The sequence below is a fragment of the Dongia rigui genome (genome assembly GCF_034044635.1).
GTDB classification, from domain to species: domain Bacteria; phylum Pseudomonadota; class Alphaproteobacteria; order Dongiales; family Dongiaceae; genus Dongia; species Dongia rigui.
Window position 1 is genome coordinate 696,510 of the sequence record NZ_JAXCLX010000001.1, and the last position, 16,971, is coordinate 713,480.

The 16,971-nt window shown below is 63.6% G+C and carries 14 protein-coding genes; 6 read left to right on the forward strand and 8 right to left on the reverse strand.

Going from position 1 to position 16,971, the window contains the following annotated elements; genetic code table 11:
• Positions 1-63: 63 nt before the first annotated feature.
• The 3 genes from rpoD to SMD31_RS03205 form a co-directional block, all read right to left on the reverse strand.
• Positions 64-2,052 carry an RNA polymerase sigma factor RpoD gene (gene rpoD, locus SMD31_RS03195; protein WP_320499277.1) on the reverse strand — a complete coding sequence of 663 codons (1,989 nt, stop codon included), beginning with the start codon at positions 2,050-2,052 and terminating at the stop codon, positions 64-66.
• A gap of 65 nt (positions 2,053-2,117) precedes the next feature.
• Complete coding sequence (gene dnaG / locus SMD31_RS03200; protein WP_320499278.1) at positions 2,118-4,046, reverse strand: DNA primase; 1,929 nt, start codon at positions 4,044-4,046, stop codon at positions 2,118-2,120.
• A gap of 12 nt (positions 4,047-4,058) precedes the next feature.
• On the reverse strand, positions 4,059-4,508 hold the full coding sequence (locus tag SMD31_RS03205; RefSeq protein WP_320499279.1) for a GatB/YqeY domain-containing protein: 450 nt from the start codon (positions 4,506-4,508) through the stop codon (positions 4,059-4,061).
• 247 nt (positions 4,509-4,755) lie between these two features.
• Here SMD31_RS03205 and carA point away from each other — a divergent pair, with 247 nt between their 5' ends.
• The 5 genes from carA (at position 4,756) to SMD31_RS03230 (ending at position 11,094) form a co-directional block, all read left to right on the forward strand.
• Positions 4,756-5,946, forward strand: a complete 1,191-nt coding sequence (gene carA, locus SMD31_RS03210) for a glutamine-hydrolyzing carbamoyl-phosphate synthase small subunit (RefSeq protein ID WP_320499280.1) — start codon at positions 4,756-4,758, stop codon at positions 5,944-5,946.
• A gap of 156 nt (positions 5,947-6,102) precedes the next feature.
• Complete coding sequence (locus SMD31_RS03215; protein WP_320499281.1) at positions 6,103-6,444, forward strand: endonuclease domain-containing protein; 342 nt, start codon at positions 6,103-6,105, stop codon at positions 6,442-6,444.
• 8 nt (positions 6,445-6,452) lie between these two features.
• Positions 6,453-9,686 (forward strand): carbamoyl-phosphate synthase large subunit, encoded by a 3,234-nt coding sequence (gene carB / locus SMD31_RS03220; RefSeq protein ID WP_320499282.1) that lies wholly within the window; start codon positions 6,453-6,455, stop codon positions 9,684-9,686.
• Between the two features lie 155 nt (positions 9,687-9,841).
• A complete protein-coding gene (gene greA, locus SMD31_RS03225) occupies positions 9,842-10,315 on the forward strand; it encodes a transcription elongation factor GreA (protein WP_320499283.1) in 474 nt (157 codons plus the stop codon).
• A 17-nt stretch (positions 10,316-10,332) separates the two neighbouring features.
• Entirely contained in the window at positions 10,333-11,094 is a 762-nt protein-coding gene (locus SMD31_RS03230) for a ribonuclease T2 family protein (RefSeq protein WP_320499284.1), read from the forward strand.
• A 219-nt stretch (positions 11,095-11,313) separates the two neighbouring features.
• Here SMD31_RS03230 and SMD31_RS03235 read toward each other — a convergent pair whose 3' ends face one another.
• Positions 11,314-11,673 carry a hypothetical protein gene (locus tag SMD31_RS03235; protein ID WP_320499285.1) on the reverse strand — a complete coding sequence of 120 codons (360 nt, stop codon included), beginning with the start codon at positions 11,671-11,673 and terminating at the stop codon, positions 11,314-11,316.
• 218 nt (positions 11,674-11,891) lie between these two features.
• Here SMD31_RS03235 and SMD31_RS03240 point away from each other — a divergent pair, with 218 nt between their 5' ends.
• On the forward strand, positions 11,892-12,800 hold the full coding sequence (locus SMD31_RS03240; protein WP_320499286.1) for an isocitrate lyase/PEP mutase family protein: 909 nt from the start codon (positions 11,892-11,894) through the stop codon (positions 12,798-12,800).
• Here SMD31_RS03240 and SMD31_RS03245 read toward each other — a convergent pair whose 3' ends face one another.
• The 4 genes from SMD31_RS03245 to SMD31_RS03260 form a co-directional block, all read right to left on the reverse strand.
• Positions 12,801-13,322, reverse strand: coding sequence for a PAS domain-containing protein (locus tag SMD31_RS03245; RefSeq protein ID WP_320499287.1), 522 nt, complete (start codon positions 13,320-13,322; stop codon positions 12,801-12,803). It lies immediately after the preceding gene.
• Complete coding sequence (locus SMD31_RS03250) at positions 13,319-13,816, reverse strand: DUF1499 domain-containing protein (protein WP_320499288.1); 498 nt, start codon at positions 13,814-13,816, stop codon at positions 13,319-13,321. Before SMD31_RS03250 ends, SMD31_RS03245 begins: the two co-directional genes overlap by 4 nt.
• Before the next feature lie 81 nt (positions 13,817-13,897).
• Complete coding sequence (locus SMD31_RS03255; protein WP_320499289.1) at positions 13,898-15,223, reverse strand: HlyD family type I secretion periplasmic adaptor subunit; 1,326 nt, start codon at positions 15,221-15,223, stop codon at positions 13,898-13,900.
• Entirely contained in the window at positions 15,220-16,971 is a 1,752-nt protein-coding gene (locus SMD31_RS03260) for a type I secretion system permease/ATPase (RefSeq protein WP_320499290.1), read from the reverse strand. The genes SMD31_RS03255 and SMD31_RS03260 overlap by 4 nt, the downstream gene beginning before the upstream one ends.

A 16,971-nucleotide genomic window follows, 5' to 3' on the forward strand; every position in this document is an offset into this window, starting at 1 on the left:
CAAACTCGTGGATGGTCCGCCTGAAGCGGGCCATGACGGGTGAGGGAATGACTGTCGCCAGAATTACGTGTCGAGGAAGCTCCTGAGCTTCCGCGAGCGGCTGGGATGCTTCAGCTTACGGAGCGCCTTCGCCTCGATCTGGCGGATACGTTCGCGCGTCACCGAGAATTGCTGGCCGACTTCTTCCAGCGTGTGGTCGGTGTTCATGCCGATGCCAAAGCGCATCCTGAGCACGCGTTCCTCGCGCGCGGTGAGGGTGGCGAGCACGCGGGTCGTGGTCTCGCGCAAATTGGCCTGGATGGCGGCATCCAAGGGCAGCACGGCGTTCTTGTCTTCGATGAAGTCGCCAAGATGGCTGTCTTCCTCGTCGCCGATCGGCGTTTCGAGGCTGATCGGTTCCTTGGCGATCTTGAGGACCTTCCTGACCTTTTCCAGCGGCATCAGCAGCTTTTCCGCCAATTCCTCCGGCGTCGGTTCGCGGCCGATTTCATGGAGCATCTGGCGGCTGGTGCGGACCAGCTTGTTGATCGTCTCGATCATATGCACCGGGATGCGGATGGTGCGGGCCTGGTCGGCGATCGAGCGGGTGATCGCCTGGCGGATCCACCAGGTGGCGTAGGTCGAGAACTTGTAGCCGCGGCGGTATTCGAACTTATCGACCGCCTTCATCAGGCCGATATTGCCTTCCTGGATGAGATCGAGGAATTGCAGGCCGCGGTTGGTGTATTTCTTGGCGATGGAGATGACGAGACGCAAATTCGCCTCGACCATTTCCTTCTTGGCGCGGGATGCTTCGCGCTCGCCCTTCTGCACCGTGTTGACGATGCGGCGGAAATCGCCGATCGGCAGGTTGAGGAGGACCGCGATCTCGGCGATGCCGCTGCGGATGTTCTTGGCATCGTCCTTGTGGTCGGTCGCAAACTTCTTCCAGCCCTTGCCGGTCAGCTTGCCGACCTTGGCGATCCATTTGGGATCGAGCTCCGAGCCATAATACTTCTGCAGGAACTCCTCGCGCTTCACGCCGGCCTTGGCGGTCTGGCGCAGCAGCTGGCCCTCAAGCCCCATCAGGCGGCGGTTGAGGCCGTACATCTGGTCGACCAGCGCTTCGATGCGGTTGTTGTTGAGGCGCACCGTGCGCATCAGATCGACCATCTCGAGCTTCTGCTTCTCGTAGGCCTTTTCCGAACGCGGGTTGAGTTCCTCGCCGGCCAGAATCGTCTCCAGGCGCTTCAACTGCACCTTCTCGAGCTTCTTCTGCAGGGCGGCGATCTTGTCGAAGGTCTCGAGGACCTGCGGCATGAGGGTGAGTTCCATCGAAGCCAGCGACACCGCCGCCTCTTCCTCGCCATCGCCCTCGGCGCCCGGCGCCTTGGGTTCGCCCGTGGCCTCGCCCTCGGCCTCTTCCGCCTCGGGCTCTTCGCCTTCGAGGGCCGCCTCGTTCTCGCGCAGCATCTCCTCTTCCGAGCCCGGGCCACCGCCCATGCTGGCATCGAGATCGATGATGTCGCGCAGCAGCAGCTCGCCGGCTTTCAGCTTGTCGCGCCACTCGACGATGCTGCGATGGGTGGTCGGGCTTTCGCCGATGCCGCCGATCATCATGTCGCGGCCGGCTTCGATGCGCTTGGCGATGGCGATTTCGCCCTCGCGCGAGAGCAGCTCGACCGAGCCCATTTCGCGCAAATACATGCGCACGGGGTCGTCGGTGCGGCCGACATCGCTGTCGCCGAGATTGCCGGCAGCCTTGCCTTCTTCTTCCTCGCCCTCGGCCTCGGGCTTGGCTTCCTCTTCGCCTTCTTCGCTGTCGTCATTCTCGACAACGTTGATGCCCATGTCGTTGAGGAGGGCCAGCGTGTCTTCGATCTGCTCGGAAGACATCTGTTCCTGCGGCAGGACGGCGTTGAGCTCGTCGACCGTGACGTAGCCGCGTTCCTTGGCTTTGGCCAGCATCTTGCGGACGGCGGCATTCATGCCGTCCATCAAGGGACCTTCTGCGGTTTCTTCCTTGGGCTTGTTGGCATCGGCCTGCGGCTTCGCGGTGGGTTTGGTTGCCATCTAATTTCTCACCTGAGCTCTTTGAGCGTCTTTAACTGCATCTGTCGTTGCGGCTGAACAGCCGTTCAACTTTTGAATAAATGTTCAGTGTCGGCGAGATCCAGATCGCGCCGCCGGCTTTCCGCTTCCAGCTTCTGCTGCTGCGCCGCCTGGAAGCGGTCGAGGTTCTCCTGAGACATATCTTCCTCCAGGGCCCGTGCCGCCGCTTCCAGCTCCACCGTGATCTCGGTCTCGCGCAAAATGGCCATAACGTGCAAAAGCCCCGCCTCAGCCTGGGCTAACCCGGCCGAAGGAAGGGCAAATCTGATCGTTCCCGTGTGCCGAACCAGGGCTTCGATCGCCGCGGAGAAACCTAGTTCCATCAAATGGTTCCTAAGCTCGCCGGCGTCAAGGTCCGGATGTCGGGAGGCGAGGTCTAACAAGGCCCCCTTAAGCTTGTCAAGCTGACGGTCGGGAATGGGCACCAATGCGGCCGCTTCCCCGTGCCGGTGCAGCAGGTCGGGATGGTTAATAAGGACCGCCAGCATCACCTCGAACGGCAGGCGTTTCACATTGGCGGTCCCCTTTCGGGCCGCCTCCCCGCCGCCGTCGAAATGCTGGAAGGGCTGGCCAGGCTGGCGAACATTGGCAAAGCGGCCAAAGCGTTGCGGGCGGAATCCACCCCCAACTGGCGCCGCCCGGCCGGTCGCTTGACCGGGGCCGGCAAACATCTGGTCGAGGCGCCCCAGCATTTCGCGCCGGTAATCCTCCTGGACGCCCTTATCCGCGATGCGGTTGATGGCACCGAGGAGATCGCGGCGAAAGCCCGAGCGGCGCTCTGGGGTATCGAGGGTCCGCCCCGCCAGAATCTCCGCCCAGAGGACATCGACCAGCGGCTGCGCCTTTTCCAGCACCTGGCGCATGGCACCGGCACCACCCCCAGCGCCACCGCCATTCGAGGGCCCGCGAATGAGGTCATCCGGGTCCTGGCCCTGCGGCAACCAGGCAAATCGCAGCGAAAGGCCGGGTTTGAGGAGCGGCAGCACCCGTTCGACACCGCGCGCCGCGGCCTTCTGGCCGGCAGCATCGCCGTCGAAACAGAGAATCGGCTCCTGCGCGAAGCGCCAGAGGAGTTGGATATGGTCTTCGGTGAGCGCCGTGCCAAGAGGGGCCACCGCGTGCGGGAAGCCACCCTCGGCCAGCGCGATCACGTCCATATAGCCTTCGACGACGATGATCTCGTTCTTGTCGCGGGCGGGTTTCTGGGCGTGATTGAGGTTGTAGAGCGTGCGCCCCTTGTGAAAGAGCGGCGTTTCCGGGGAATTGAGGTATTTCGGCTTCTCGTCGCCCAAGGCGCGCCCGCCGAAAGCGATGACCCGGCCCTTGGCGTCCATGATGGGGAACATGACGCGGCCACGGAAGCGGTCATAGACGCGGCCCGTCTCGTCGTTCTTCACCAGCATGCCGGATTCGAGCGAGACGCCTTCCGGGATGTTCTCCTTGGCGAGCTTGGATTTCAGCGCCTCGAAGCCATCGGGGGCGAAGCCGAGACGGAAGCGCTTGATCGTTTCCGGGGTCAGGCCGCGGCGGCGGAAGTAATCGAGCCCGGCGCGGCCGGCGCTACCCCCCAATTGCGATTCGAAGAACTTGGCCGAGAGTTCCATGACCCCGGCCAAGGTGTCCTGGCGCTCGGCGCGCTCGCGCGCTTCCGGGCTGTCGCGCGGGATTTCGAGCCCCGCTTCGCCAGCGAGCTTTTCGACGGCATCGCGAAATTGCAGCCCCTCCGTCTCCATGACGAAGGTGATGACGTCGCCATGCACACCACAGCCGAAGCAGTGGTAATGCGGCTCGTCCGGCCCTTCATAGACATGAAAGGAGGGGCTTTTCTCGTTATGGAACGGGCAAAGGCCGGTCGCCTGCAGGCCACGCCGGTTGAGCCGCACGCGCCTACCCACGACATCGAAGATCGAGACGCGGCGGCGCAGCTCTTCCAGGAATTGCGGCAGCAGCGCCATGTGAAGCGGGCCTTAGCCGAGCTTCGCCTTCACCAGGCCGCCGACCTTGCCGAAATCGAGCTGGCCGGCAAAGCGCTCCTTGAGGAGGCCCATCACCTTGCCCATGTCCTTGATCGAGCTGGCACCGGTCTCGGCGACGATGGCGGCGATCGCGGCCTGGGTGTCGGCCTCGGAGAGCTGCTTGGGGAGATAGCGGTTGATGACGTCGATCTCGCCCTGTTCCTTGGCGGCGAGCTCGGGGCGGTTGCCCTTGGTGTACATCTCGATGCTCTCCTGGCGCTGGCGCACCATCTTTTGCAGCATGTCGATGATTTCGGCGTCGGAAATGCCGTTCATATTGCCGGGGCGGGCGGCGATGTCCTTGTCCTTGATGGCAGCCGTGATGAGCCGCAGGCCCGAGAGCGCCTCGTCCTTGGCCTTCATGGCCGTTTTGACATCATCATTGATCTGCTGCCGCAGCATGGGCGCCATCCGTTCGGGTGAGGTATAGTGGAAAGGCCGGACACTACAGGATTCGCCTGACCGAGTCCATGCGGCTGATCGCCGCCAAACCATTGAAAATGCACGCTATTCTTTTCGACAGTCTGCTTGACGTGGGGGCTGTCACGGAATAGAAACTCCCAACTTGCGGCTGGCGCTCTTTGAGCTGAAGGCGGCTGCCCAGGTTGGCCCGCCTCCCATTTCTTGAACTCAAAGCAAAGGCCCGCGCATGACCGCCGCGACCAACTCTGCCCACGCGCCCGCTTCCGACGAGATGCCCGTTGCCACGGCCGTCATCGTCCTTGCCGACGGGACCGTGCTGAAGGGCCGAGGCTTGGGCGCCGAAGGGAAGGCAGTCGGCGAGATCTGCTTCAACACCTCGATGACCGGCTATCAGGAGATCATGACCGATCCCTCCTATGCCGGCCAGATCATCACCTTCACCTTCCCGCATGTCGGCAATGTCGGCGCCAATCCCGAGGACGTCGAGACGCAGCGCGTTGCCGCGCGCGGTGCCATCCTCAACCTCGATATCACCGAGCCCTCAAGCTGGCGCGCGACGCAAGGCTTCGATGCGTGGCTGAAGGCCAACAATCTTTTTGCCGTCTCTGGCATCGATACCCGCGCGCTCACCCACAGCATCCGCGATGCCGGCGCGCCCAATGGCGTCATCGCCTTCAACGCCCAAGGCCAATTCGACATTCCGGCGCTGGTCAAGGAAGCAAAGGCCTGGCCGGGCCTCGATGGCATGGACCTCGCCAAGGATGTGACCTGCCGGCAGACCTATCATTGGGATGGCGGCCCGTGGAAGCTGGAGGGCGGCTATCAGAAAGCGGAAGCACCGAAATACAAGGTCGTCGCCATCGATTACGGCGCCAAGGACAACATCCTGCGCTGCCTTGCCGATGCAGGTTGCGATGTAACGGTCGTGCCGGCCAGCGCCTCGACCGAGGACGTGCTGCGCCACAAGCCGGACGGCGTGTTCCTCTCCAACGGCCCCGGCGATCCGGCGGCAACCGGCCAATATGCCGTGCCGGTGATCAAGGACCTCATCGCCAAGGATTTGCCGATCTTCGGCATTTGCCTGGGCCATCAGATGCTGGCGCTGGCGCTGGGCGGCAAGACCTCCAAGATGCATCGCGGCCATCGCGGCGCCAATCATCCGGTGAAGGATTTCAGCACCGGCAAGGTCGAGATCACCAGCCAGAATCACGGCTTCGAAGTGCTGGCCGACAGCTTGCCCAAGGATGTCGAAATCACGCACCGCTCGCTCTTCGACGATTGCGTCGAGGGATTGGCGATGAAATCGAAGCCGGTCTTCTCGGTCCAATATCACCCGGAAGCCTCCCCCGGCCCGCAGGACAGCCACTACCTCTTCCACCGCTTCGTCGAGAACATCGCGAAGTCGAAGAAGAAGTGATGCGATGACCGAGCCGGTTGAGACACCCCCTCTCCCCAACCCTCCCCCACGTGGGGGGGAGGGAGTCCCATCGAGGGTGTCATTACATTCGGTGTTTCAGACGGCACAATCTGGTTCCCTCCCCCCTGCGTGGGGGAGGGTTAGGGAGAGGGGGCCATGGGCGAAGAGCGTGCGAAGAAATTGCGCAAGTCTTCGACCGAGGCTGAAAAGCGCTTATGGCGCTTGCTGCGCGCTAAACAGCTCGCCGGCTACAAATTTCGCCGTCAGGAGCCTGTCGCCCCCTATATCGTCGACTTCGTCTGCTATCGCCCACCGCTCGTCATTGAGCTTGATGGGGGTCAGCACGATGCGACGACGCAGCGTGCGCGAGATGAGCAACGAACGGCGTGGCTCGAAAGCCAAGGTTTCACCGTCATCCGATTCTGGAACAATCAGCTTCTCGAAAACGAAGCCGGCGTTCTTCACGACATACTCCGCGCCCTCGGCGCAAAAGATTGAGACCCATCATGCCCAAACGCACTGACATTAAATCGATCCTGATCATCGGCGCGGGGCCGATTGTTATTGGGCAGGCTTGCGAGTTCGATTATTCGGGGGCGCAGGCGTGCAAGGCGCTGCGGCAGGAGGGGTACCGGGTCATCCTCGTGAACTCGAACCCCGCCACCATCATGACCGATCCGGATCTGGCGGACGCGACCTATGTCGAGCCGATCACGCCGGAAGTGGTGGCGAAGATCATCGAGAAGGAACGCCCTGACGCCGTGCTGCCCACCATGGGCGGGCAGACGGCACTCAATACGGCGATGGCGCTGCATAAGTCCGGGAAGCTTGCCGAACTCGGCGTCGAATTGATCGGCGCCAATGCCAAGGCCATCGACATGGCCGAGGACCGGTTCCTATTCCGCGAGGCGATGGACCGTATCGGCCTGGAAAGCCCGCGCGGGCGCCAGGTCGAGACGATGGAAGAAGCGCTTGAGGCGCTCGACTATGTCGGCCTTCCCGCCATCATCCGCCCCAGTTTCACATTGGGCGGCACCGGCGGCGGCATCGCGCCCACCAAGGAAGACTTCATGCGCATCGTCGAGGGCGGCCTCAAGGCCTCGCCCGTCGGCCAGGTGCTGGTCGAGGAATCCGTCCTTGGTTGGAAGGAATATGAAATGGAAGTCGTCCGCGACAAGGCGGACAATTGCATCATCATCTGTTCGATCGAGAACATCGACCCGATGGGCGTGCATACCGGCGATTCCGTCACCGTCGCGCCGGCGCTGACGCTGACCGACAAAGAATACCAGATCATGCGCAACGCCTCGATCGCGACACTGCGCGAGATCGGCGTCGATACCGGTGGATCGAACGTGCAGTTCGCCGTCAATCCCGATAACGGCCGCCTGGTCGTCATTGAAATGAACCCCCGCGTCTCTCGCTCATCCGCCCTGGCGTCGAAGGCGACCGGCTTTCCGATCGCCAAGATCGCGGCGAAGCTCGCCGTCGGCTATACGCTGGATGAGTTGAAGAACGACATCACCAAGGTGACACCGGCCTCGTTCGAGCCGACCATCGATTATGTCGTCACCAAGATGCCGCGCTTCACCTTCGAGAAATTCGCCGGCGCCGAAGCGATCCTGTCCACCTCGATGAAGTCGGTGGGCGAAGCGATGGCGATCGGCCGGTCTTTTGCAGAGTCGCTGCAGAAGGCGCTGCGTTCGATGGAAACGGGCCTCAACGGCCTTAATGAAGTGGTGCTCGACGGCGACGACAAGCCGACGATCCTGGCGCAGCTTGCCAAGCAGACGCCGGACCGGTTGCTGGTGATCGCCCAGGCCTTGCGCCAGGGCCTCACCGTCGAGGAAATCCAGGGCGCCTCGAAATTCGATCCCTGGTTCATCCGCCAGGTCGAAGATCTGGTGAAGGCCGAGGCGGAGGTGAAGGCCAAGGGCCTGCCGCAAACCAAGCCGGGCCTGTTGCGATTGAAGAAGATGGGTTTCTCCGATGCGCGTCTCGCGCAGCTCGTCGGCAAGAAGCCGGCGGAGGTGACGGCACACCGCCTGAAGCTCGATCTGCATCCGGTCTATAAGCGCATCGACACCTGCGCCGCCGAATTCGCCTCCGACACGCCCTATATGTATTCCTGCTATGAGGGCAACGGCATCGAGCCGGCGCAGACGGAAGCCAAGCCCAGCGAGCGCAACAAGGTCATCATCTTAGGCGGCGGCCCGAACCGCATCGGACAAGGGATCGAGTTCGACTATTGCTGCGTCCACGCCGCTTACGCGCTGAAGGAAGCGGGCGTCGAGACCATCATGGTCAATTGCAACCCGGAGACTGTGTCGACCGATTACGATACCTCCGACCGCCTCTATTTCGAGCCGCTCACTGCCGAGGACGTGATCGAAATTGCGCGGGTCGAACAGAGCAAGGGCAAGCTGCTGGGCTGCATCGTGCAGTTCGGCGGACAGACGCCGCTGAAACTCGCGGCTGCCCTTGAGGCCGCGAACATTCCGATCCTCGGCACGTCGCCCGACGCGATCGATTTGGCCGAGGACCGCGAGCGCTTTCAGCAACTGCTGCACAAGCTGAAGCTGCGCCAGCCCAAGAACGGCATCGCCCGCTCGACGGATGAAGCCGAGAAGATCGCCGGCGAGATCGGTTATCCCGTGGTCATCCGCCCATCCTATGTGCTGGGCGGCCGCGCCATGGAGATCGTGCATGAGATCGGCCAGCTGCGCCGCTATATGCGCACGGCCGTCCAGGTTTCCGGCGACAATCCGGTCCTCATCGACTCCTATCTGGAAGATGCGATCGAGGTCGATGTGGATGCGCTGGCCGACGGGACCGACGTCTATGTCGCCGGCATCATGGAGCATATCGAGGAAGCGGGTATTCATTCGGGCGATTCCGCCTGCTCGCTGCCGCCGCATACCCTGCCGCTGCAGGTGATCGCGGAATTGCGCAACCAGTCCGAAGCGTTGGCCAAGGGCCTCAATGTCGTCGGCCTGATGAACGTGCAGTTCGCGATCAAGGGTGCCGACATCTATGTGCTGGAAGTCAACCCGCGCGCCAGCCGGACGGTGCCCTTCGTCGCCAAGGCGACGGGCCTCCCCATCGCCAAGATCGCGGCACGCGTCATGGCGGGCGAGAAGCTCAAGGCCTTCGACCTCAATACCAGCCTGCGCCACCATGTCGCGGTGAAGGAAGCCGTCTTCCCCTTCGCGCGATTCCCGGGTGTCGACATCATCCTGGGGCCTGAAATGCGCTCGACCGGCGAGGTCATGGGGCTCGATTCCAACTTTGCCCGCGCGTTCCTGAAGGCGCAGCTCGGCGCCGGCCTCAATCTGCCCAAGAGCGGCACGGTCTTCATCTCGGTCAAGGACAAGGACAAGCCCGCGATCGTGAAGGCCACCAAGCGCCTGCTCGATATGGGCTTTGACGTCTGTGCGACCCCCGGGACGGCGGCCTATTTGCGCAACCAGAACCTCAATGTGCGCGCCATCAACAAGGTGCATCAGGGCTCGCCCCATATCGTCGAGGCGATGCAGCGCGGCGAGATCAAGCTGGTCTTTAACACGGTGGCCGGCAACAAGGCGGTCGGCGACAGTTTCAGCTTGCGCCGGGCCGCCCTGATGGGACAGATTCCCTATTATACGACCCTGTCGGGGGCCGTGGCGGCCGTCGACGCCGTGGGGGCGCTGGCTGCCGGAGAGCTTGCAGTCGCGCCGCTGCAATCGTACTTTAAGAGCTGAACCGGAGAAACGGCTGCCGAATAGGGCAGTCGACCGGGGTATCAACCCTGGTTCCACTGAACAAGTCAGGCTCACCGGGTAGCGACGTGCAATCCCAGCAGGGAACGGCGCCGCGCCCGAGGGGTTCTTTTGCTTTTTTGGCTGTGGATTTGACCATGTCGAAGATTCCGATGACCGGGGACGGGTTTACCCGCCTCGAAGAAGAACTGAAGCAGTTGAAGACGGTCGAGCGGCCGGCGGTGATCCGTGCCATCGCCGAAGCGCGCGAGCATGGCGACCTCTCGGAAAATGCCGAATATACCGCCGCGCGCGAACGCCAGTCCTTCATCGAAGGCCGCGTCATCGAGCTTGAGGACAAGATCTCGCGCGCCGAGATCATCGACGTCTCGAAACTGACCGGGAAGCAGGTCAAGTTCGGCGCCACGGTGACCCTCATCGACGAGGATACCGAGGAGAAGGCCGTCTATCAGATCGTCGGTGAGGACGAGGCGGATATCAAATCGCGGCGCCTGTCCATCTCGGCGCCACTGGCGCGCGCGCTGATCAACAAATCGGTCGGTGAAACGGTCGAAGTGACGACCCCGGGCGGCTCGAAATCCTACGAGATCGCCAAGGTGCAGTTCAAATAACCGCGCCGCATTCCGTGATGAACGGCCGCGCCGGACAGATCGTCCGCGCGGCCGTTTTCTTTTGTGCGCTGCTGATGCCGCTGGCCGCCCGGGCGGACGCCTTCGCCGAAGAAGCCAGCTATGTGCTGGCGCTGTCCTGGCAGCCAGGCTTTTGTGCCAGCGACGCGGGTGCCGACAAGGCGCAATGCGCCGGGGATGCCGCCGCACAACTCACTCTCCATGGCCTGTGGCCCAATGCCGACCGCAATGGCGACGGCCGGCTCGATGCCGATGACGATTATTGCCTGGGCGCCGACCGGGCGCGGGTGATGGCTGCCGACAAGCGCGACTGGGCAAAACTGCCGCCGGTCAAACTGAGCGCGGATCTTGGCCGACGCTTGGCCGTGGTGATGCCGGGCGTGGTCTCGCGGCTGGAGCGGCATCAATGGGTGAAGCATGGCAGCTGCAGTGGATTGGGCGCGGAGCGCTATTTCGCCGCCGCTGTCACGTTGAGCGAGACGGTCCGCGCCAGCCGCTTTGCCGCGACACTGCAGGCGCAAGCCGGCAAAGAGAGTTCGCGGCGGGATCTGCTGCAGGCCTTCGCGGCTGAATTCGGCAAGGGGTCTGAGCGGGCGCTGCAGCTGCTGTGCCGCAAGGATGCGGGCTACGCCACGCTGACGGAAATCCGCCTGCGGTTGACGGCGACGGCTGTCGAAGAGCCGCTGTCGCGCGCGTCCTTCGATATGGCCCGGGTCGCGAAAGGCAGCTGCCCGGCACGGTTTTCGATTGAGCGGGACTGAAGGGAACCGCCCCCTCTCCCTAACCCTCCCCCACGTTGGGGGGAGGGAACTAGAGCAAGCCTTGGCTCAAACGCTTCAGCGCCCTCGGTGAGCTCCCTCCCCCCAACGTGGGGGAGGGTCGGGGAGAGGGGGCGTTGCCAGCAAAGCCTCCCGTACAAACAAAAACCCCGCTGCCTTGCGGCAGCGGGGTTCCGATTTCAGCCTTGCGGCCGAGTGGCTTTAGGAGGCCGGGGTCGCGAGTTCGGCGTCGTAGAGCGAGAGCAGCGCCTTCACTTCGTCGGAATCGCAGCCCTTGTTCCAGACCAGCTCGCGGGTGTCGGTCTTGGCGGCTTCGATCAGCGTCAGGCGCTCACCGGCCGGGATCTCGTAATTGATCTTCTTGTCGATATAGGTCGACACCTTGCTCCAGGCGGCCGGGTCGAGCGTGAATTCACGGCAGACCTCGGCAGCGCGGATCGCCTGGTGGTACTGGCTGTAGATTGCGGTCTGGTCCTGAGCGGCGGCAAGGCCGGCCACACCCAGAACGCTCCCCGCCACCAGGGCTGCCGCCGACAGGCGGATCGCGAAACGCTTTGACATGGTTGATATCCCTCTTTTTAGCCCATGGAATGCAAAACCGGCCCTAGTCTCGTGCGGCCAGCAGCAGAATTCAACAGGAATTTGCCAAAATCCCCGACTGATAACGCGTTGGACGCAAGGCGGTTCCCGGGAAAAACGCGCCCTCAGCGCGGCGATAATCGGCGACTCGGGGCCTGCCGGCTATCATGGCGCAGCTTCATCAATCGGGACCTGCCAGGATGCGCCGTACCACCCGTTTTCGCCAATTGATCGACCAGCCGGAGATCCTGGTGATGCCCGGCGCCCATGACGCGTTGTCGGTCCGCCTCATCGAAATGGCCGGGTTCGAGGCGTTCACGGCCGGCGGTTATGCTGCAACCGCGAGCCTCCTCGGCGCACCCGATATCGGGCAGCTGGGTCTCGCTGAAATGGCAGACCATTACGCGCGCCTGTGCGACGTTACCCCCCTGCCCGTCCTGGCCGATGCCGATACCGGTTACGGTTCGCCCATCGGTGTCGCCCGCACCATCCGCGCCTATGAGCGCGCCGGCGTCGCCGCCCTCTTCATCGAGGACCAGGTCGCACCCAAACGCTGCGGCCACATGGAGGGCAAGCGAGTGGTGCCGGTGACCGAGATGGTGGCCAAGGTGAAGGCCGCGGTCGATGCGCGGGTCGATGGCGACCTGGTCATCATGGCGCGCACCGACGCGCGCGCGATCGAGGGGTTGGAGGCCGCCATCGAACGGGCGCAGATCTACCGCGAAGCCGGCGCCGATCTCATCTTCGTCGAAGCGCCGTTGACCGCCGATGAGATGGCGCGCATCTGCAGCGAGATCCCGGCCCCCTGCATGGCCAACAATGTCGAGGGCGGCAAGACGCCAGTGCTCAGCGCGGCTCAGCTTGAGGACATCGGCTATGCCTGTGTCGCCTTCCCGGTGGCGGCGACCTATACCATCGCCCATGCGCTGCGCCGCCTCTATGCGACCTTGCGCGAAACCGGCGACACCACTTCCGTGCAAAGCGAGATGCTGAACTTTTCCGCCTTTCACGACATCGTGCGGCTGCCGGCCTTGCGCGAGACGGAACGCGGCGCCGAGGCCTTTGCGCGCGACCTGCTGGAGAAGATGGCCGAGCGCCGCGGCGATTGATCAGCGCCGCTGCACCGGCCGCAGATCGGGAATGACCAGGCGGTCGAAATCGTCATAGGCCTCGATGGCGATGAAGGAGCCGGCCGGATCGTCGCCGCGCGCGAGCGGGAAGATGGCGAATTCGTAGCTGGTGATGCGACCGTCCGCGAAATGGAGAGCGTTGGTGCCGACGATTCCGGTGTGGGCTGCATGCACGAAGCGATAGCACACGCTCCAGTCGATGCTGTCGCGCGCGCTGTAGACGAGTTCATCGAGATATTGCCCGCTGAAATCCTGGCGGCTGAAATCGGCAACACCCGTGCCGATCAGGCGGAACAGCACGCGGAAGGGCTCTGGCTCGATATCGCCCAGCAGCAGCAGGGGCAGGATGTCGCGCAGGGCCAACGGGTCGATCTCGCCGCGCTGCAAGGGAACGCCGTTGCGGCGGCTTTCATGCCAATAGTGGAAGAGCCGTTGCGTCGAGGGCATGCGCGCCTGTGCCACGTCGGCGAACTGGGCGACGCCGGCCGGCAGCGCCCTCATGATGCCGCCCGATACGGGATGCCAAGGCGCTGCAGCCAGGCCTCAACCCGCCGCCGATTGACGCCGAGATCGCCATGGCCGTAATTGGAGCGGCTGTAGATCGCAAGATTGGCCTGGCCGTCGCCCGCGGGCAGGACGGCGATGTTGACCGTGTCGGGAAAGCGGAAGAGGCGCGAGCGCTGTACGAAGACGAGGTGCAGGCCCTCCTCGCTCTGCGATGCCAGCTCCGTTCGGGGTTCGCTCGACAAAAGTGCTCGGGCCTTGGCGGCAAGATCGGTCGCCGACAGGGCAACGGCGTCGGTCACGAAATCCGCCTTGGCGGCACAGAGCCCGGTCGGACAGGCCAAGGCATCGTTGGGCGTGGTGGCGCGCGCGAAGGTCGAAAAATCAATGCGGGCGGTATCCGCGCTGCAGCCGGCGGCAATCAGACAGAAACAGCAGAGGAGCCCCAGAATGGGGCGCTTCCGGCGCGGCGGATGCAGAGGATAGGACATGACGTCGCCCGACAGTGACACTGACGGGCGACTTCATACAGATGCCGGCCGGCCTTGGCCAGCTTCCCGATTAAGCCCTTGCTATTCCTCGCGGAAAGCGCGGTGCCAGGTATCGGTCAGCGGCGAGGTGAAGTAGTCGATGGCACGGCGCGGCCCGGTCGCGATCAATACTTCGGCCGGCATGCCGGGATAAGGTGTGACGTTCATGCCAGGCGGCAGCGAGCTCAAGTCGAGCTTCACACGGGCGATGTAATAGGCAACGCCCGAGCGTTCCTCGACGACGCGATCGGCCGAAACGGTGACGACTTCGCCCGCGATCCCCGGCACGCGGCGCTGCTTGAAGGCGAGCAGCTTGACCTCCGCCTTCAAGCCGGCATGGACGGAATCGATGTCGTCCGTCTTGACCTTGGCCTCGACCACGAGCGCGTCGTCCTGGGGGACGATGTCGAGGATGGGCTTGCCGGGTTCGATCACGGCGCCGGGGCCGAAGACCTGCATGTTGACGATGCGACCGCCTTGCGGCGCCCGCACATCCATGCGACCGAGCACGTCCTGGAGGGCGGCAAGGCGGCCCTCGTAATCGGTGCCTTCCATGAGCACCTGCTGCAACTCGCCATTGACTTCGGTGGCGCGGGTCGAGCGCAGATTCTCGATCTCGATCTTGAGGCCGGCAATGGTCTCGGAACTGCGGGCAATGCTCGAGCGCAGTTCACCAAGCCGACCGCCAAGCTCGGCAAAACTGGATTCCAGCCCGCGCAAACGCGGGATTTCGGTCAGGCCCTTCTTATAGAGCTCGCGGATGCTGACCAGCTGCTTTTCGGTAATGACGCGCATTTCCTCGGTCGCACCGATCTGGCTCTTGAGACCGGCGATTTCGTTCTGGGATTCGCCGATCTTCCGCTCGCGCATGCCGACGCCTTCGTCGTAGGCGGAGAACCGCGCGTTCAGCAAGGCACGCTGCGAGGCCATCAGCGCCAGCACAGCCGGATCGTTCTGCGCCGCCAGGAGTTCGGCCGGGAACTGGATTTCGCGCTTGCCTTCCTGCTCTGCGGTCAGGCGCGCGATGCGGGCAAGACGCGAATAATGCTCCATATGGAGCTGGCTGATCTGTGCCTGAACCTGGGTCGTGTCGATCCGCAGCAGGACATCGCCCGCCTTCACCTGGTCGCCGTCACGTACCAGCAGCTCCTTCACGATACCGCCTTCGAGGTGCTGGACCGATTTCTTGTTGCTGTCGACGACGACCGTGCCGTCGGCAATGGCCGCGCGGTCGAGCGAGGACAGCAATCCCCAGAGCAGGAACCCGCCAAAGCCCATGATGACGACGGCGATGCCCATCATGACATAGCGCCGCAGCGACGGTTCCGGATAGGTCAGCCCCGGATGGCCGAGTTCGATAACGCTCATGATTTCACCAGCCTGGCGACAGTACCGGTGGGCGCCAACGCCCCTTCGGCCTTGCCGGATGCCGTGACCGAGCGCAGCACATCCGCGCGCGGCCCGAATTGCGCCATGCCGCCGTCGCGCAGCACGAGGAGCTTGTCGCAGACGGCAACGATCGAGGGTCGATGGGTGATGAGGACAATGGTCGTGCCGTCGGCCTTGGCCGCCATCAAGGCGTTCATCAACGCCTGCTCGCCGGTCTGGTCGAGATTGGCGTTGGGCTCGTCGAGCACGATGAAGGCCGGATTGCCGAAGAGCGCTCGCGCCAGGCCGATGCGCTGACGCTGGCCGCCGCTCAAGGAGAAGCCCTGCTCGCCGATCTCGGTATCATAGCCGTGCGGGAGGGTGCCGATCGTTTCATGGACATCGGCGCGCCGCGCCGCAGCAACGACCTTGGCCGGATCCGCCTCGCTCATATGCGCGATGTTTTCCCGGACGGTGCCTTCCAGCAGCGAGACCGATTGCGGCAGATAGCCGACCGCCGAGCCGAAGGAGGCACGATCCCAATTGATGACGTTCTGCCCGTCGAGATAGACCGCACCTTGTGTCGGTTTCCACACCCCGACCAGCAGGCGCGCGAGGGTCGATTTGCCGGCAGCCGACGGGCCGATGACACCGAGGACTTCGCCGGGCTCGAGCGCGAAGGTGATGTTGCGCAGAACGGCGCGATCCGACCCGGACGGAACGAAACCCAGGCGATCGACGGTCAGGCGACCTTCGGCATTCACCATCGCCATGCCGGCCGGGCGATGCTCGACGCGGCCGATCAGATCCTTGAGGCGGTTATAGGCGCCGCGGGCGAAGACCCATTGGCGCCACCCCTCGATCAGATGATCAAACGGCAGCAGCATGCGCCCCATGATGATCGAGGCCGCGACCATCGTGCCCGGCGAGGCCATGCGCTCGATGACGAGGATGGCGCCCGAGGACATCATGGTGATTTGCAGCATATAACGCAGCGTCTTGGAGAGCGCCGACATGGCGCGTGAGCGGCGGTTGCCCTCGTCCAGACCTTGCAGCACCTTATACTGCGCCTGCTCCCAACGCCGCGCGATGGCCGGCAGCATGCCCATGGCCTGGATGACCTCGGCATTGCGCAAGGCGGCCGATGTCTGGCCGGTGCTTTTGACCGAGGCCTCGTTGGCTTCCGCCAGCGGCCGGCGCGCGATCATTTCCATGCCCAGCGACAGGCTGACCAGCATGGTGGCGGCACAGATGGCGATGACGCCATAGACCCAGTGCAACATGAACAAAACGGCGAGGAACAGCGGCACGAACATCGCTTCGAAGGGCACGCTGATCGATGAGCTGGTCAGGAACTGGCGCAGATCGCTGAGATCGCGCAGGGCCTGGCCCGGATGGTTGTTGTGGCCATCGAGATTGTCGGCAACGGCCGCTTCGAGCGTGGCCGAGTTGAGGCGGCGCGCCAGGCGGTCACCCAGGATGTGATAGACGCGGCTGCGGATATATTCGAGGGCGCCCAGCAGGATCAGCCCGCCCACCGCCACCACGATGAGGGCCGCCAGCGTATCGAGGCTGCGGCTTCCCAACACGCGGTCATAGACCTGAACCATGAACAACGGGACGATCAGCTGACAAATGCAGATGAAGAACGTCAGAAAACCCACATAACCCAGGCCACCGCGCAAGGAGCGGATCGCCACCTCGAACGGGTTGTTGCGCAAGCTGGTTTTCCCTTTGGCAGATGCCAT

What these genes read in the sequence shown, in the direction of transcription:
- rpoD (WP_320499277.1), bottom strand. Translation starts at nt 2,052, where the DNA reads ATGGCAACCAAACCCACCGCGAAGCCGCAGGCCGATGCCAACAAGCCC.
- dnaG (WP_320499278.1), bottom strand. Translation starts at nt 4,046, where the DNA reads ATGGCGCTGCTGCCGCAATTCCTGGAAGAGCTGCGCCGCCGCGTCTCG.
- SMD31_RS03205 (WP_320499279.1), bottom strand. Translation starts at nt 4,508, where the DNA reads ATGCTGCGGCAGCAGATCAATGATGATGTCAAAACGGCCATGAAGGCC.
- carA (WP_320499280.1), top strand. Translation starts at nt 4,756, where the DNA reads ATGACCGCCGCGACCAACTCTGCCCACGCGCCCGCTTCCGACGAGATG.
- SMD31_RS03215 (WP_320499281.1), top strand. Translation starts at nt 6,103, where the DNA reads ATGGGCGAAGAGCGTGCGAAGAAATTGCGCAAGTCTTCGACCGAGGCT.
- carB (WP_320499282.1), top strand. Translation starts at nt 6,453, where the DNA reads ATGCCCAAACGCACTGACATTAAATCGATCCTGATCATCGGCGCGGGG.
- greA (WP_320499283.1), top strand. Translation starts at nt 9,842, where the DNA reads ATGTCGAAGATTCCGATGACCGGGGACGGGTTTACCCGCCTCGAAGAA.
- SMD31_RS03230 (WP_320499284.1), top strand. Translation starts at nt 10,333, where the DNA reads ATGAACGGCCGCGCCGGACAGATCGTCCGCGCGGCCGTTTTCTTTTGT.
- SMD31_RS03235 (WP_320499285.1), bottom strand. Translation starts at nt 11,673, where the DNA reads ATGTCAAAGCGTTTCGCGATCCGCCTGTCGGCGGCAGCCCTGGTGGCG.
- SMD31_RS03240 (WP_320499286.1), top strand. Translation starts at nt 11,892, where the DNA reads ATGCGCCGTACCACCCGTTTTCGCCAATTGATCGACCAGCCGGAGATC.
- SMD31_RS03245 (WP_320499287.1), bottom strand. Translation starts at nt 13,322, where the DNA reads ATGAGGGCGCTGCCGGCCGGCGTCGCCCAGTTCGCCGACGTGGCACAG.
- SMD31_RS03250 (WP_320499288.1), bottom strand. Translation starts at nt 13,816, where the DNA reads ATGTCCTATCCTCTGCATCCGCCGCGCCGGAAGCGCCCCATTCTGGGG.
- SMD31_RS03255 (WP_320499289.1), bottom strand. Translation starts at nt 15,223, where the DNA reads ATGAGCGTTATCGAACTCGGCCATCCGGGGCTGACCTATCCGGAACCG.
- SMD31_RS03260 (WP_320499290.1), bottom strand. Translation starts at nt 16,971, where the DNA reads ATGGCATCTGCCAAAGGGAAAACCAGCTTGCGCAACAACCCGTTCGAG.